Origin of the sequence: Escherichia sp. HH091_1A, assembly GCF_030295175.1 — a bacterium.
GTDB classification, from domain to species: domain Bacteria; phylum Pseudomonadota; class Gammaproteobacteria; order Enterobacterales; family Enterobacteriaceae; genus Escherichia; species Escherichia coli_F.
This window is the reverse complement of the sequence record NZ_AP025747.1, coordinates 4618620-4634168: the sequence shown is the minus strand read 5'-3', so window position 1 is coordinate 4634168 and position 15549 is coordinate 4618620. Positions and strand designations below refer to the sequence as shown.

The window sequence follows — 15549 nt, the reverse complement described above, 5'->3', positions numbered from 1 at the left end:
ACATTAACCAACTAAAGGTTGACTTTATTTCACCGGATACGCTTTCGTAAAGCAATAGTAAGCTGATATTCTACCACACTATGAGCAAAACACATTTAACAGAACAGAAGTTTTCCGACTTCGCCCTGCATCCGAAGGTTGTAGAAGCCCTTGAAAAAAAAGGGTTTCATAACTGTACGCCCATTCAGGCACTGGCCCTTCCGCTGACGCTGGCGGGTCGTGACGTAGCCGGGCAGGCGCAAACCGGTACCGGGAAAACGATGGCGTTTCTTACGTCAACGTTTCATTATCTTCTCTCTCATCCCGCGATTGCCGATCGCAAGGTGAATCAGCCGCGTGCCTTAATTATGGCACCGACGCGTGAACTTGCCGTGCAGATCCACGCCGATGCGGAGCCACTGGCGCAAGCTACCGGCCTGAAGCTGGGTCTGGCTTACGGTGGTGATGGCTACGACAAACAGCTGAAAGTGCTGGAAAGCGGCGTTGACATTCTGATTGGCACCACGGGTCGTTTAATTGACTACGCCAAGCAGAACCACATTAACCTCGGTGCCATTCAGGTGGTGGTACTGGACGAAGCCGATCGCATGTACGATCTGGGCTTTATTAAAGATATCCGCTGGCTGTTCCGCCGTATGCCGCCTGCAAACCAGCGCCTCAACATGCTGTTCTCCGCCACGCTTTCGTACCGGGTACGCGAACTGGCATTCGAGCAGATGAACAATGCCGAATATATTGAAGTGGAACCGGAACAGAAAACGGGCCACCGTATAAAAGAAGAGCTTTTCTACCCTTCTAACGAAGAAAAAATGCGTTTGCTGCAAACGCTGATTGAAGAAGAATGGCCAGACCGAGCGATTATTTTCGCCAACACCAAACATCGTTGTGAAGAGATCTGGGGCCACCTGGCGGCAGATGGTCATCGTGTCGGTTTGTTGACAGGCGATGTCGCGCAGAAAAAACGTCTGCGTATCCTTGATGAATTTACCCGTGGCGATCTGGATATTCTGGTTGCCACCGACGTTGCTGCGCGTGGTTTGCACATCCCTGCGGTGACGCACGTCTTTAACTACGATTTACCCGATGACTGTGAAGATTACGTTCACCGTATTGGTCGTACAGGTCGCGCAGGCGCAAGCGGTCACTCTATCAGCCTGGCCTGTGAAGAGTATGCATTGAATTTGCCTGCTATTGAGACCTATATTGGTCACTCAATTCCGGTAAGCAAATACAATCCGGACGCATTGATGACCGATCTGCCAAAACCGCTGCGCCTCACACGCCCGCGTACAGGTAATGGTCCGCGTCGTACTGGCGCTCCGCGTAATCGTCGTCGTTCAGGTTAAATAAAAAATGTCATACTCAAAATCATTCAAACTGTATCAAGATGGCAAGAGAGTTAATCCCAATGAGCTTACTGTAGTAAGTGATTCGGATGAAAGAACGCAGCCAACGCAGAGACAGATTGAAGGATGAAGAGTATGGGTTCCACCTCGTCATTATATGCAGCCATTGATCTCGGTTCGAATAGTTTTCATATGCTGGTTGTGCGCGAGGTGGCTGGAAGCATCCAGACGCTGACGCGAATTAAACGCAAAGTGCGTCTGGCTGCTGGCCTGAACAGCGAAAATGCCCTGTCTAATGAAGCAATGGAGCGCGGTTGGCAATGTTTGCGCCTGTTTGCTGAACGTCTGCAAGATATCCCTCCCTCGCAAATTCGCGTTGTCGCCACGGCGACATTACGCCTTGCCGTCAATGCCGGTGATTTTATTGCCAAAGCGCAGGAAATCCTCGGTTGTCCGGTACAAGTGATCAGCGGTGAAGAAGAAGCCCGCCTGATTTATCAGGGTGTTGCTCACACCACTGGCGGTGCCGATCAGCGCCTGGTGGTGGATATCGGCGGTGCCAGTACTGAACTGGTAACCGGTACTGGCGCACAAACCACCTCGTTGTTCAGCCTGTCGATGGGCTGCGTCACCTGGCTGGAACGCTATTTTGCCGATCGTAATCTGGGGCAGGAAAATTTTGATGCCGCAGAAAAAGCGGCACGCGAAGTGTTACGTCCGGTTGCCGATGAATTGCGGTATCACGGCTGGAAAGTGTGCGTTGGTGCTTCCGGCACCGTGCAGGCCTTACAAGAAATCATGATGGCACAGGGGATGGATGAACGGATTACCCTGGAAAAGTTGCAGCAACTGAAACAACGCGCCATTCATTGTGGTCGACTGGAGGAACTGGAGATCGACGGACTGACGCTGGAACGTGCGTTAGTGTTCCCGAGTGGTCTGGCGATCCTGATAGCCATTTTTACCGAACTGAATATTCAGTGTATGACCCTGGCTGGCGGTGCACTGCGTGAAGGCCTGGTCTACGGCATGTTGCATCTGGCCGTCGAGCAGGATATTCGCAGCCGTACGCTGCGTAATATTCAACGCCGCTTTATGATCGATATTGATCAGGCTCAGCGAGTAGCCAAAGTTGCGGCTAACTTCTTCGATCAGGTGGAAAACGAATGGCATCTTGAAGCGATTAGCCGTGATTTGCTCATCAGCGCCTGTCAGCTTCATGAAATCGGTCTGAGCGTTGATTTCAAACAAGCGCCGCAACATGCTGCTTATCTGGTACGTAATCTGGATCTTCCCGGTTTTACGCCTGCACAGAAAAAATTACTGGCGACGCTACTACTCAACCAGACGAACCCAATAGATCTCTCCTCGTTGCATCAGCAAAATGCCGTACCGCCGCGCGTCGCGGAACAACTCTGCCGTTTACTACGCCTGGCCATCATTTTTGCCAGCCGTCGCCGTGACGATCTCGTGCCAGAGATGACATTAAAGGCCAACCATGAACTGTTGACCTTGACGCTTCCGCAAGGTTGGCTAACCCAACATCCGCTGGGTAAAGAGATTATTGATCAGGAAAGCCAGTGGCAAAGCTATGTTCACTGGCCGTTGGAAGTGCATTAAAGAGTAATATGCTGGGTGCGATGCTCGCGCATCTTACCCGGCCTTGATTATTTCCCTCGTTTTGCTGCCATCATCGCCTTCAGATTTGCCAGATGGTTTTGGCCTTTCTGCATTCGTTCTTCGGCGCTGACAACTTTGCGCTCCTGTTCCCAAACCAAATCATCCTGCGGCAGCTCCAGCAGGAAGCGACTCGGCTCCGGGCGCACCAGTTCGCCGTACTGACGGCGTTCTTTACACAGCGTAAAGGTCAATTCCTTCTGGGCGCGGGTGATGCCAACATAGGCCAGCCGACGCTCCTCATCGATATTGTCTTCATCGATGCTGCTCTGGTGGGGCAAAAATCCTTCTTCCATACCGACCATGTAGACATAGGGAAACTCCAGCCCTTTTGACGCGTGCAGAGTCATCAGTTGTACCTGATCCAGCTCTTCCTCGCTCTCGCCGCGCTCCATCATGTCTCGCAGAGTAAAGCGCGTCACCACCTGAGTGAGCGTCATCGGCTCATCCAGTTCACTGCCTTCCAGCATCTCCGTCATCCAGCTAAACAGTTGGTTGACGTTCTTCATGCGCATTTCGGCAGCTTTCGGGCTGGGCGATGTTTCGTACAGCCAGGATTCATAATCCATGCCATGGATCAGATCGCGTACTGCGGCAATCGGTTCCCGCTCCGCCAGGCGCTGAATTTCCGCCAGCCAGTGAGTGAAGCGGGTCAATGCTTCATAACCACGTCCGCTAAGCGTCTGGCTCAGGCCCATATCAAAACTGGCGGTAAACATGCTTTTATTGCGCGTCATCGCCCACTCACCCAGCTTTTTCAGCGTAGCCGGGCCAATCTCTCGCTTCGGCGTGTTAACGATACGCAGAAATGCGCTGTCATCGTCCGGGTTAGTCAGCACGCGCAGATAAGCCAGCAAATCCTTGATTTCAGGACGAGAGAAAAACGACGTACCACCAGAAATTTTGTACGGGATGCGGTTTTGCATCAGGAATTTTTCAAACACCCGCGACTGATGGTTGCCGCGATAAAGAATGGCGTAATCTTTGTACTGCGTTTTATTGACGAAGTGATGGGCGATCAGCTCGCCAGTAACGCGCTCGGCTTCATGTTCCTCGTTATTCGCGCTTAAAACTTTTAGCTCTGTGCCGTAGCCCAGTTCGGAGAACAGACGCTTTTCAAAGACGTGCGGGTTATTGGCAATGAGGATGTTCGCCGCTTTCAGAATACGTCCGGAAGAGCGGTAGTTCTGCTCAAGCTTAATCACCTTCAGCGCCGGAAAATCCTGGCTCAACAGCACCAGGTTTTGCGGACGTGCGCCGCGCCAGGAGTAGATCGACTGGTCGTCATCGCCAACTACGGTAAAGCGCGCGCGGCTGCCCACCAGCAGTTTCACCAGTTCATACTGGCTGGTGTTGGTGTCCTGATACTCATCCACCAGCAGGTAGCGAATTTTGTTCTGCCAGCGCTCGCGGACTTCTTCATTGCGTTGCAGCAGTAACGTCGGCAATAAAATCAGATCATCGAAGTCGAGAACGTTACAGGCTTTCAGGTGTGAATCATACAGCCCATAACAATGGGCAAAAATGCGATCCCGCTCGCCCTTTGCTTCTGCCGCCGCCTGCGCCGGTGTTTTGAGATCGTTCTTCCAGTTAGAGATGGTCGAAATCAGCTGTTGCAGAAGAACTTTGTCATCTTCAATCAGCCCCTCGGTCAGTTCTTTGAGCAACGCCAGTTGATCGGTATCGTCAAACAGTGAAAAGTTCGCTTTCATCCCAAGCGCCGCATACTCGCGTTTGATGATATCCAGCCCTAATGTATGGAAGGTGGAGATCATCAGCCCGCGCGCCTCTTTACGCCCCAGCGTCTGCCCGACACGCTCTTTCATCTCGCGCGCCGCCTTATTGGTAAAGGTCACCGCCGCGATATGCCGCGCCTGATAACCGCAACCGCGGATCAGATGGGCGATTTTATTGGTGATAACACGAGTTTTACCGGAACCCGCGCCCGCCAGCACCAGGCAGGGGCCGGTAACGAATTCGACAGCTTGTTGTTGGCCGGGGTTTAGACGCATAGGTGTATTGCTCAATCTTCGAACGGGGGGAGGATTGTAGCAGAATCGCATTTGAATGTGACCGAGTGAAAACCGCTAACCGGATGGCTGCGGATGTTTAAATCAGAGAGGGAAGGCCGAAACCGGAGTTCATCATGAATCCATTAGACTTAGAAAATATCGGGTCGTAACGTTGTGTTATTACTTTTTCAGAGTTTACTAAGGAGAGGTTTACTCGTGGCGATTAATTTCAGCCCCAAGGTTGGTGAAATACTGGAATGCAACTTTGGTAACTATCCTGTTAGCCAGAATGGACAGTTCAGCACGACGTATTACGATGGCCGCATTCCACCTGAGATGATAAAAAATAGGTTGGTTGTCGTGCTCAACGGAAAAATTAATGGCAACGCATGTATCGTCGTTCCATTATCAACCACTCGCGACCATGACAAGTTAAATCGTGGAATGCATGTTGAAATAGCCAGTAATGTTATCAATGACCTGCAATTCTTTGATCAGCAGATACGTTGGGCTAAAGCCGACCTGGTACAACAAGTCAGTCGAAACCGATTAAACAGAGCAAGGACTTATCGGGGGTATCTTAATCAATGTTTGCCACATGAGTTGGTTGCAGACATACAGAGGGCAGTCATCAAGTCAATCAATGCCATATCGCTCATAAATTGACAATAAAATCACCATCCCCGATAATGACTCTGTAGCCCATAGAGGCCCTAAGTTTTCTCCCCTTGAGGGACCTGCGAAGCCCGGATTTTCCGGGCTTTTGCCATATATGTCCCCCCTCCCTGACTGACAATTTTTAATTCAAGGCACGATCATGGCAAAAACAGCAGCAGCACTGCATATCCTTGTAAAAGAAGAGAAACTGGCTCTGGAACTTCTCGAGCAGATTAAGAATGGTGCCGATTTCGGCAAGCTGGCGAAGAAACACTCTATTTGCCCGTCAGGGAAACGCGGCGGTGATTTAGGTGAATTCCGCCAGGGCCAGATGGTTCCGGCGTTCGATAAAGTGGTTTTCTCTTGTCCGGTACTGGAGCCAACCGGTCCGCTGCATACCCAGTTCGGGTATCACATCATCAAGGTGCTGTACCGTAACTAACAGCAAGGCCTTCTCCGGGAGAAGGCCTTGAACTCTGAATCGCTATTAACCCGCAACAGCAATGCGTTTCATATCTGTCATATAGCCGCGCAGTTTCTTACCAACCTGCTCAATCGCATGGCTGCGAATCGCTTCGTTCACATCACGCAACTGCGCGTTATCTACCGCACCTTCCGGAATAGCTTTACCCAGGTCGCCCGGTTGCAGCTCTGCCATAAACGGTTTCAGCAACGGCACACAAGCGTAAGAGAACAGATAGTTACCGTACTCGGCGGTATCAGAGATAACCACGTTCATTTCGTACAGACGCTTACGGGCGATGGTATTGGCAATCAGCGGCAGTTCGTGCAGTGATTCATAGTAAGCAGACTCTTCGATGATGCCGGAATCAACCATGGTTTCGAATGCCAGTTCAACGCCCGCTTTCACCATCGCGATCATCAGTACGCCTTTATCGAAGTACTCTTGCTCGCCGATTTTGCCTTCAAACTGCGGCGCAGTTTCGAACGCGGTTTTGCCGGTTTCTTCACGCCAGGTCAGCAGTTTCTTATCATCGTTGGCCCAGTCCGCCATCATGCCGGAGGAGAATTCGCCGGAGATGATGTCGTCCATATGTTTCTGGAACAGCGGTGCCATGATCTCTTTCAGCTGTTCAGAGAGCGCGTAAGCACGCAGTTTCGCCGGGTTAGAGAGACGGTCCATCATCAGGGTGATGCCGCCCTGTTTCAGCGCTTCGGTGATGGTTTCCCAGCCGAACTGAATCAGTTTTTCTGCGTATGCCGGGTCGGTGCCTTCTTCCACCAGCTTGTCGAAGCACAGCAGCGAGCCAGCCTGCAACATACCGCACAGGATGGTTTGCTCGCCCATCAGGTCAGATTTCACTTCCGCAACAAAGGACGACTCCAGCACGCCCGCACGGTGACCACCGGTGGCTGCCGCCCATGCTTTAGCGATCGCCATGCCTTCGCCTTTCGGATCGTTTTCCGGGTGAACGGCAATCAGCGTCGGTACGCCAAACCCACGTTTGTACTCTTCACGCACTTCAGTGCCAGGGCATTTTGGCGCAACCATTACTACGGTGATGTCTTTACGGATCTGCTCGCCCACTTCGACGATGTTGAAACCATGTGAGTAACCCAGCGCCGCGCCGTCTTTCATCAGTGGCTGTACGGTGCGCACCACGTCGGAGTGCTGTTTGTCTGGCGTCAGGTTAACCACCAGATCTGCCTGCGGGATCAGCTCTTCGTAAGTACCCACTTTAAAACCGTTTTCGGTCGCTTTACGCCAGGATGCGCGCTTCTCAGCGATAGCTTCTTTACGCAGGGCATAAGAGATATCCAGACCAGAATCACGCATGTTCAGGCCCTGGTTCAGACCCTGCGCACCACAACCGACGATGACCACTTTTTTACCCTGAAGGTAGCTCGCGCCGTCAGCGAATTCGTCGCGGCCCATAAAGCGACATTTGCCCAACTGTGCCAGTTGCTGGCGCAGGTTCAGTGTATTGAAGTAGTTAGCCATGGTGATTCCTCGTGATGTTGTGCTTCTTATTGTTCGGTTCGCTGATGAGCGAGAATGTCACCACATTACAACAGGAAATTTATTGCGGAAATTGATATATTCACAACGTCATATTGCAATTTCTGCAACGTCCTAACCGGGGGATCAACCAGTGGATTTACGCGACCTGAAAATGTTTCTGCATCTGGCGGAAAGCCGCCATTTTGGCCGCAGCGCACGGGCGATGCACGTCAGTCCGTCCACGCTTTCCCGACAGATTCAGCGCCTGGAAGAAGATCTCGGTCAACCATTGTTTGTACGCGATAACCGTACGGTGACGCTGACGGAAGCGGGCGAAGAGTTGCGTGTTTTCGCCCAGCAAACGTTGTTGCAGTACCAGCAATTGCGCCACACCATCGACCAGCAAGGACCGTCGCTCTCTGGCGAATTACATATCTTCTGCTCGGTGACCGCTGCCTACAGCCATCTGCCGCCGATTCTTGACAGATTCCGCGCGGAACACCCGTCAGTGGAGATCAAACTCACTACCGGTGATGCGGCGGATGCGATGGAAAAAGTGGTGACAGGGGAAGCGGATCTGGCGATTGCCGGGAAGCCGGAGACGCTGCCCGGTGCGGTGGCGTTTTCGATGCTGGAGAACCTTGCGGTGGTGCTGATCGCGCCCGCGCTGCCTTGCCCGGTGCGTAATCAGGTTTCGGTAGAGAAGCCGGACTGGTCTACAGTGCCGTTTATCATGGCCGATCAGGGGCCGGTGCGCCGCCGCATTGAGTTGTGGTTCCGACGCAATAAAATCAGTAACCCGATGATTTACGCCACGGTTGGCGGGCATGAAGCGATGGTTTCGATGGTGGCGCTCGGCTGCGGCGTGGCATTGTTGCCGGAAGTGGTGCTGGAAAACAGCCCGGAACCGGTGCGTAACCGCGTGATGATTCTGGAGCGTAGCGATGAGAAAACGCCGTTTGAGCTGGGCGTTTGTGCACAAAAAAAGCGGCTGCATGAGCCGCTGATTGAGGCTTTCTGGAAGATTTTACCGAACCATTAACCCGCCAAAAAGAACCTGAACGCCGGGTTATGGGTTTCGTCGTGGCAATCGTAGCCCAGCTCATTCAGCCGGGTTTCGAAATCCGGTTCGTGGTCGCCAAGCTCGAACGCCGCCAGTACGCGCCCGTAGTCGGTACCGTGGCTGCGATAATGGAACAGCGAGATGTTCCAGTGCGTACCCAGCGTGTTGAGGAAGCGCAGCAGCGCGCCCGGCGATTCCGGAAATTCGAAGCTGTAGAGGCGTTCCTGCAACGGATGCGATGGACGTCCGCCGACCATATAACGCACGTGCAGCTTCGCCATTTCGTCGTCGGAGAGATCAACCACGCTGTAGCCGCCGTCGTTGAGCATCTGCAAAATTTCTTTGCGCTCTTCAAGCCCGCGGCTCAGGCGCACACCGACAAAGATGCAGGCGTTTTTGGCATCGGCAAAACGGTAGTTGAACTCGGTGACCGAACGCCCGCCAAGCAACTGGCAGAATTTGAGGAAGCTGCCCTTCTCTTCCGGAATGGTCACCGCCAGCAACGCTTCACGCTGTTCGCCCAGTTCGCAGCGTTCCGAGACGTAGCGCAGGCCGTGAAAGTTCACGTTAGCACCGGAAAGAATATGCGCCAGCCGTTCGCCGCGAATATTGTTCTGGGCGATGTATTTTTTCATTCCCGCCAGCGCCAGCGCGCCGGAAGGTTCCGCCACTGCGCGCACATCTTCGAATAAATCCTTCATCGCCGCACAGATCGCATCACTATCGACGGTGATGATGTCGTCGAGATACTCCTGGCACAAACGGAAGGTTTCATCGCCGATGCGTTTTACCGCAACACCTTCGGCAAACAGCCCTACGCGCGGCAAATCAACCGGATGACCCGCATCCAGCGCCGCTTTCAGGCAGGCGGAGTCTTCCGCTTCCACGGCGATCACTTTGATTTGCGGCATCAGCTGTTTGATCAGCACCGCCACACCCGCCGCCAGGCCGCCGCCGCCGACCGGCACAAATACGCGATCGAGATGAGCGTCCTGCTGGAGCAGCTCCAGCGCCAGCGTGCCTTGCCCAGCGATCACCATCGGGTGGTCGAACGGTGGCACCCAGGTGAAGCCCTGCTGCTGTGACAGTTCGATCGCTTTCGCTTTTGCTTCGTCAAAGTTCGCGCCATGAAGCAACACTTCGCCGCCAAAGCCGCGTACCGCATCAACTTTGATATCGGCGGTGGCGGTTGGCATGACGATCAGCGCCTTCACGCCTAACCGTGCGGAAGAAAACGCCACGCCCTGCGCGTGATTACCCGCCGAGGCAGTGATCACGCCATGCGCTTTTTGTTCTTCCGTCAGGCCCGCCATCATGGCGTATGCACCGCGCAGCTTAAAGCTGTGTACCGGCTGGCGATCTTCGCGCTTCACCAGAATCACGTTATCAAGACGCGACGAGAGCTTTTCCATTTTTTGTAGCGGCGTGACCTGCGCCGCCTCGTAAACCGGTGCACGTAGCACCGCTCTTAAATATTCGGCGCCTTCCGGAGCACCAGACAGGGGTTGTGAGTCTGCCATCATTAACCCCCCAGTTTCGATTTATCGCGCACCGCGCCTTTGTCGGCGCTGGTTGCCAGGCTGGCGTAGGCGCGCAGGGCAAAGGAAACCTGACGTTCACGGTTTTTCGGCGTCCAGGCTTTGTCGCCACGGGCTTCCTGCGCTTCACGACGGGCCGCCAGTTCGGCATCGCTTACCTGTAACTGAATGCCACGGTTCGGAATGTCGATAGCGATCAGGTCACCATCTTCAATCAGGCCAATGCTGCCGCCGCTTGCCGCTTCCGGCGAGACGTGGCCGATGGAAAGACCAGAGGTGCCGCCGGAGAAGCGTCCATCGGTGATCAGCGCACAGGCTTTGCCGAGCCCCATTGATTTCAGGAAGCTGGTTGGGTAGAGCATTTCCTGCATGCCAGGGCCGCCTTTCGGGCCTTCATAGCGGATCACCACCACATCGCCCGCGACAACTTTGCCACCGAGGATCGCTTCTACCGCGTCGTCCTGGCTTTCGTACACTTTCGCCGGGCCGGTGAATTTTAGGATACTGTCATCGACGCCTGCGGTTTTAACGATGCAGCCGTTTTCTGCGAAATTACCGTAGAGCACCGCCAGACCGCCGTCTTTGCTGTAGGCGTGTTCCAGCGAGCGAATACAGCCATTGGAGCGATCGTCGTCCAGCGTATCCCAGCGGCAATCCTGCGAGAATGCCTGTGTAGTACGAATGCCCGCAGGGCCAGCGCGGAACATATTTTTTACCGCATCATCCTGGGTCACGACGATGTCGTATTGTTCCAGTGTTTGCGGCAACGTCAGGCCAAGTACGTTTTTCACATCACGGTTCAGTAACCCCGCGCGATCCAGTTCGCCGAGAATACCGATAACACCACCAGCACGGTGAACATCTTCCATATGGTATTTCTGGGTGCTCGGCGCGACTTTACACAGCTGCGGTACTTTGCGGGAGAGCTTATCGATATCACTCATGGTGAAGTCGATTTCCGCTTCCTGTGCCGCCGCCAGCAGGTGAAGTACGGTGTTAGTCGATCCGCCCATCGCGATATCCAGCGTCATGGCATTTTCAAACGCCGCTTTGCTTGCGATGTTACGCGGCAGTGCGCTTTCATCATCCTGTTCGTAGTAACGTTTGGTCAATTCAACAATGCGTTTACCGGCATTGAGGAACAACTGCTTACGGTCAGCGTGGGTTGCCAGCAGCGAGCCGTTGCCCGGCTGCGACAGGCCCAGAGCTTCGGTCAGGCAGTTCATCGAGTTAGCGGTGAACATCCCGGAACACGATCCGCAGGTTGGACAGGCGGAACGTTCAACCTGATCGCTCTGGGAGTCAGAGACTTTCGGGTCTGCGCCCTGGATCATCGCATCAACCAGATCGAGCTTGATGATCTGATCGGACAGTTTGGTTTTCCCGGCCTCCATAGGGCCGCCGGAAACAAAGATCACCGGAATATTCAGGCGCAGGGAAGCCATCAGCATCCCCGGGGTGATTTTGTCGCAGTTAGAGATGCAGACCATGGCGTCGGCGCAGTGGGCATTGACCATATACTCAACGGAATCAGCGATCAGTTCGCGAGATGGCAGTGAATAAAGCATCCCCCCGTGGCCCATAGCGATCCCATCATCCACCGCAATGGTATTGAACTCTTTGGCAACGCCGCCAGCCGCTTCAATTTGTTCGGCGACCAGTTTACCGAGATCGCGCAGATGAACGTGACCCGGTACAAATTGGGTGAACGAGTTCACAACCGCGATAATCGGCTTACCGAAATCGGCGTCGGTCATTCCGGTGGCGCGCCACAGCGCACGAGCACCCGCCATATTACGACCATGAGTGGTGGTGGCGGAACGGTACTTAGGCATACTTTATTTACTCCCAGTGTCTGTCTCGTAAATGGGACGGTGCGTGCCGTCCCATTTTTTGTATTTATTGATTAACTTGATCTAACCAGCCCCATTTATCTTCGGTTTCACCAGTGAATAGGCCGAAGAAGGCTTGCTGGATGCGTTTGGTAACCGGGCCACAACGGCCTTCGCCTACCTGGATACCATCTACACTGCGCACTGGCGTGATTTCAGCCGCTGTACCAGACATAAACACTTCATCCGCCAGGTACAGTGATTCGCGCGACAGCACCTGCTCACGCACTTCAATTCCCAGTTCTTTCGCCAGTTTGATGATGGCGTCACGGGTAATCCCCGGCAGCGCGGATGAGGTGAACGGTGGGGTAAACAGCACACCGTCTTTCACTTCAAACAGGTTTTCGCCCGCACCTTCAGAGATATAACCATTCACGTCCAGCGCGATACCTTCCTGATAACCGTGGCGGCGCGCTTCGCTACCCACCAGCAGAGAAGAGAGGTAGTTACCACCGGCTTTTGCCGCGGTTGGGATGGTGTTTGGCGCTGCGCGGTTCCAGGAGGAAACCATTGCATCGATCCCCTGCTCCAGCGCTTCTGCACCCAGATACGCTCCCCACGGGAAAGCGGCGATAATCACGTCGGTTGAGTATCCCGCTGGCGGGTTTACGCCCATGCCAACATCACCGACGAAGATCAGCGGACGGATATAGGCGCTGGTGAGATTGTTTTTGCGGATCACGTCACGACACGCTTCCATCAGCTCATCAATGCTCTGCGAAACCGGGAAGCGATAGATTTTGGCGGAGTCATGCAGACGCTGCATATGCTCACGATGGCGGAATACAACTGGTCCTTTGTGCGAATCATAGCAACGGATACCTTCAAAAACTGAGGTACCATAGTGCAGCGCGTGCGACATCACATGCACCTTCGCGTCTTCCCAGCGAACCATTTCCCCATTGAACCAAATGTAATCAGCTTTCTTCGTGGTCATTTTTATATTCCTTTTGCGCTCAGGCGCGGATTTGTTGTGATGTGGTTGTGCTCTGGCAGATGGCAACGTGTGCGACGTCCACCAGTTTATTTAACTGACTAAACAGTAAGTCGACCGACCGTGGGCTGGCAACGGTCAATTCGATATTTATATTTTGTGCATCGCTGGCGGCGGCCATATTCATTGAGCAGACGTGGAAACCACGATGACGCACCACGCGTAAAACACGTTCTAAGGTTTCCGGATTGAAGCGAGCCGATACATTGACCTGATGTTGCATCATGATAATTTCTCCAACATTTCTGAATTACTGGCGCCAGGCGGCACCAGCGGCCAGACGTTCTCAAGTTCGTCGATTGAGACATGAAGCAGGTATGGCCCATCACTGTTCAGCATGGTGTCGAGTGCCGCTTCAACCTGGTCTTTACGGGTGATGTGTTGGCCAGGGATGCCGAAGGCGCTGGCTAACATGAGGAAATCGGGATTATCGGTAAGGGTGGTTTCGCTATATCGTTCCTGGAAAAACAGTTGCTGCCATTGTCGAACCATCCCTAACCGTTGGTTATCGAGTAAGACAATTTTCAACGGTAATTGCTTGCGTTTTACGGTGCCCAGCTCTTGCACATTCATCATGAAAGAGCCGTCACCGGAGATACAGACGACGGTATCGTTCGGTCGCGCAACTTGCGCACCAACCGCTGCCGGTAAACCAAACCCCATGGTGCCTAATCCGCTTGAAGTGATGAAATTTTCCGGGCGAGTGTGGACGATGTGCTGCGCGGCCCACATCTGGTGCTGCCCTACATCTGTGGTTACTACACAATCTTCAGGTTTACGATCCGACAGTTGTTTTAACAACAACGGCGCGTAGATAGCATCACCGGGATGGTTGTAACGCCATGCATGTTCATCAAGCAGCTGCGCGCAGTGTTGCTGCCAGTCATTGATATTCAACGGCTGTCGTAATGCCGGTAACAGAGCATTTAAATCACCCTGCAATGCCACATGCGCCTGACGCAGCTTGTTCATTTCTGCCGGGTCGATATCCATATGGATAACACTGGCGTGTGGTGCGAAGGTGTTCAGTTTGCCAGTTACCCGGTCATCAAAACGTGCACCCACGGCGATCAACAAGTCACATTCCTGCACCGCAAAGTTCGCCGCTTTGGTGCCGTGCATCCCCAGCATGCCCAGATAGTACGGATAATCCGCATCAACTGCGCCAAGTCCTTTCAGCGTGCAGGTGGCAGGCATTTTTGTGGCAGAGAGAAATTCTCGTAATGCAGGAACTGCCTGCGCCATACCCACGCCACCGCCAACGTACAGCATCGGTTTTTGCGCTTTTGCCAACATCTGGCGCGCTTGCTCGACTTCGGCATGTGGGAAAGTCACTTCGTTTTCAACGGTGGTGAACCAGGGTTCCAGATCGCCGCTGGCTAACTGGATATCTTTTGGAATATCGACCAAAACCGGACCAGGACGACCAGAGCTGGCGACGTCAAACGCTTCGGCCATGATACGCGGTAACTCTTCCAGTGATTGCACCAGGAAACTGTGCTTGGTGCAGGCTAACGACAACCCCAGAATATCCACCTCCTGAAATGCGTCAGTGCCGATAAACGGTGCGGATACCTGACCGGTGATAGCAACAACGGGGATGGAATCTAACAGCGCGTCCGCAAGCCCGGTTATCAGGTTGGTTGCGCCCGGACCAGATGTGGCGATACATACGCCAGTTTTGCCGGTAGCACGGGCATAACCGATAGCCGCCATTGCCGCGCCCTGCTCATGCCGGCACAGCAAGTGCTCCACGCCGCCGTCATACAATGCATCGTAAACCGGCATAATTGCGCCACCCGGATAACCGAAAACGGTATTCACACCTTGTGCCCGCAACGCATGTACCACCCACTGTGCGCCATTCATAGTTAGTTCTCCGTCCTGAATCTTGAGAAACAGAATTTTGTGCTGTTATTCATTGTCTGCTCCTCGGTTATGTTTTTAAGGTCAAAAAAAACCCCCGGACCTTTCGGTGCGGGGGTCTTAGTTCGTTAAGGCTTGATCTCTAAGCCTTTCCTCGTCCAAGTGCAGCCCCGCACGGTGGGATAATAATCACCACCACGCTAATCACGACCAGGCTAATCACTCGTAGAAGGGCTGTCATTTTGTCTTTTCTTGCATCTTGTTCGAAGGAATGCCTAAAGAGTTACCATAGATTTTGCGAATAGCACAAGATATTTTTTGGCCGATTTTTATGATGCCTTTAATAATTTCAATAGAAATTGTTGTTTTTTAAAAAGAAAACAGTGAGTGAAAAAAATTCAATTTCAGTATGAATGTTGTTCCCTTCCTCGTAGTTAATCCTTTGTCCACTGCATTTTTGCGAGCATCGTTCCACCGCCAGAACAACTCAACTTCACTTGCACAAATAAACAGGAATCAGCCACTAAAATTCACGAATTAG

Annotated in this window: 14 protein-coding genes; 5 read left to right on the top strand and 9 right to left on the bottom strand. The window is 53.1% G+C overall.

Features of this window, described 5'->3' with window-relative positions:
- Positions 1-80 precede the first annotated feature (80 nt).
- Positions 81-1346: an ATP-dependent RNA helicase RhlB gene (gene rhlB, locus QUF14_RS23070; RefSeq protein WP_000047508.1), complete on the top strand. Its 1266-nt coding sequence runs from the start codon at positions 81-83 to the stop codon at positions 1344-1346.
- A 135-nt stretch (positions 1347-1481) separates the two neighbouring features.
- Positions 1482-2966 (top strand): guanosine-5'-triphosphate,3'-diphosphate diphosphatase, encoded by a 1485-nt coding sequence (gppA, locus tag QUF14_RS23065; protein WP_001355380.1) that lies wholly within the window; start codon positions 1482-1484, stop codon positions 2964-2966.
- Positions 2967-3013: 47 nt separating this feature from the next.
- Here the strand turns inward: gppA and rep are convergent, their stop codons facing one another.
- A complete protein-coding gene (rep, locus tag QUF14_RS23060; RefSeq protein WP_001238880.1) occupies positions 3014-5035 on the bottom strand; it encodes a DNA helicase Rep in 2022 nt (673 codons plus the stop codon).
- A 216-nt stretch (positions 5036-5251) separates the two neighbouring features.
- Here rep and QUF14_RS23055 point away from each other — a divergent pair, with 216 nt between their 5' ends.
- A complete protein-coding gene (locus tag QUF14_RS23055) occupies positions 5252-5701 on the top strand; it encodes a type II toxin-antitoxin system PemK/MazF family toxin (RefSeq protein ID WP_000996698.1) in 450 nt (149 codons plus the stop codon).
- Between the two features lie 151 nt (positions 5702-5852).
- Entirely contained in the window at positions 5853-6134 is a 282-nt protein-coding gene (gene ppiC, locus QUF14_RS23050) for a peptidylprolyl isomerase PpiC (protein ID WP_001140258.1), read from the top strand.
- Between the two features lie 45 nt (positions 6135-6179).
- Here the strand turns inward: ppiC and ilvC are convergent, their stop codons facing one another.
- Positions 6180-7655, bottom strand: a complete 1476-nt coding sequence (gene ilvC, locus QUF14_RS23045; protein ID WP_000024950.1) for a ketol-acid reductoisomerase — start codon at positions 7653-7655, stop codon at positions 6180-6182.
- A gap of 151 nt (positions 7656-7806) precedes the next feature.
- On the opposite strand from ilvC, the gene ilvY reads away from it, so the two are divergent.
- Positions 7807-8697 carry an HTH-type transcriptional activator IlvY gene (gene ilvY / locus QUF14_RS23040; RefSeq protein WP_000365755.1) on the top strand — a complete coding sequence of 297 codons (891 nt, stop codon included), beginning with the start codon at positions 7807-7809 and terminating at the stop codon, positions 8695-8697.
- Here the strand turns inward: ilvY and ilvA are convergent.
- The 7 genes from ilvA to ilvL form a co-directional block, all read right to left on the bottom strand.
- The gene (gene ilvA / locus QUF14_RS23035; protein ID WP_024211971.1) at positions 8694-10238 is read right to left on the bottom strand and encodes a threonine ammonia-lyase, biosynthetic; all 1545 of its coding nucleotides are present in this window, start codon (positions 10236-10238) and stop codon (positions 8694-8696) included. The genes ilvY and ilvA overlap by 4 nt on opposite strands.
- A gap of 2 nt (positions 10239-10240) precedes the next feature.
- On the bottom strand, positions 10241-12091 hold the full coding sequence (gene ilvD / locus QUF14_RS23030) for a dihydroxy-acid dehydratase (RefSeq protein WP_001127376.1): 1851 nt from the start codon (positions 12089-12091) through the stop codon (positions 10241-10243).
- 64 nt (positions 12092-12155) lie between these two features.
- Positions 12156-13085 (bottom strand): branched-chain-amino-acid transaminase, encoded by a 930-nt coding sequence (gene ilvE / locus QUF14_RS23025; protein WP_000208520.1) that lies wholly within the window; start codon positions 13083-13085, stop codon positions 12156-12158.
- Positions 13086-13104: 19 nt separating this feature from the next.
- On the bottom strand, positions 13105-13368 hold the full coding sequence (gene ilvM / locus QUF14_RS23020) for an acetolactate synthase 2 small subunit (protein WP_000983255.1): 264 nt from the start codon (positions 13366-13368) through the stop codon (positions 13105-13107).
- Positions 13365-15011 carry an acetolactate synthase 2 catalytic subunit gene (gene ilvG, locus QUF14_RS23015; RefSeq protein ID WP_001012586.1) on the bottom strand — a complete coding sequence of 549 codons (1647 nt, stop codon included), beginning with the start codon at positions 15009-15011 and terminating at the stop codon, positions 13365-13367. Before ilvG ends, ilvM begins: the two co-directional genes overlap by 4 nt.
- Before the next feature lie 2 nt (positions 15012-15013).
- Positions 15014-15064 carry a peptide IlvX gene (gene ilvX / locus QUF14_RS23010; protein ID WP_100733800.1) on the bottom strand — a complete coding sequence of 17 codons (51 nt, stop codon included), beginning with the start codon at positions 15062-15064 and terminating at the stop codon, positions 15014-15016.
- 86 nt (positions 15065-15150) lie between these two features.
- Entirely contained in the window at positions 15151-15249 is a 99-nt protein-coding gene (ilvL, locus tag QUF14_RS23005; RefSeq protein ID WP_001311244.1) for an ilv operon leader peptide, read from the bottom strand.
- Positions 15250-15549 lie beyond the last annotated feature (300 nt).

Coding starts and splice junctions, on each gene's coding strand:
- rhlB (WP_000047508.1), top strand. CDS start 81: ATGAGCAAAACACATTTAACAGAACAGAAGTTTTCCGACTTCGCCCTG.
- gppA (WP_001355380.1), top strand. CDS start 1,482: ATGGGTTCCACCTCGTCATTATATGCAGCCATTGATCTCGGTTCGAAT.
- rep (WP_001238880.1), bottom strand. CDS start 5,035: ATGCGTCTAAACCCCGGCCAACAACAAGCTGTCGAATTCGTTACCGGC.
- ppiC (WP_001140258.1), top strand. CDS start 5,853: ATGGCAAAAACAGCAGCAGCACTGCATATCCTTGTAAAAGAAGAGAAA.
- ilvC (WP_000024950.1), bottom strand. CDS start 7,655: ATGGCTAACTACTTCAATACACTGAACCTGCGCCAGCAACTGGCACAG.
- ilvA (WP_024211971.1), bottom strand. CDS start 10,238: ATGGCAGACTCACAACCCCTGTCTGGTGCTCCGGAAGGCGCCGAATAT.
- ilvD (WP_001127376.1), bottom strand. CDS start 12,091: ATGCCTAAGTACCGTTCCGCCACCACCACTCATGGTCGTAATATGGCG.
- ilvE (WP_000208520.1), bottom strand. CDS start 13,085: ATGACCACGAAGAAAGCTGATTACATTTGGTTCAATGGGGAAATGGTT.
- ilvM (WP_000983255.1), bottom strand. CDS start 13,368: ATGATGCAACATCAGGTCAATGTATCGGCTCGCTTCAATCCGGAAACC.
- ilvG (WP_001012586.1), bottom strand. CDS start 15,011: ATGAATGGCGCACAGTGGGTGGTACATGCGTTGCGGGCACAAGGTGTG.
- ilvL (WP_001311244.1), bottom strand. CDS start 15,249: ATGACAGCCCTTCTACGAGTGATTAGCCTGGTCGTGATTAGCGTGGTG.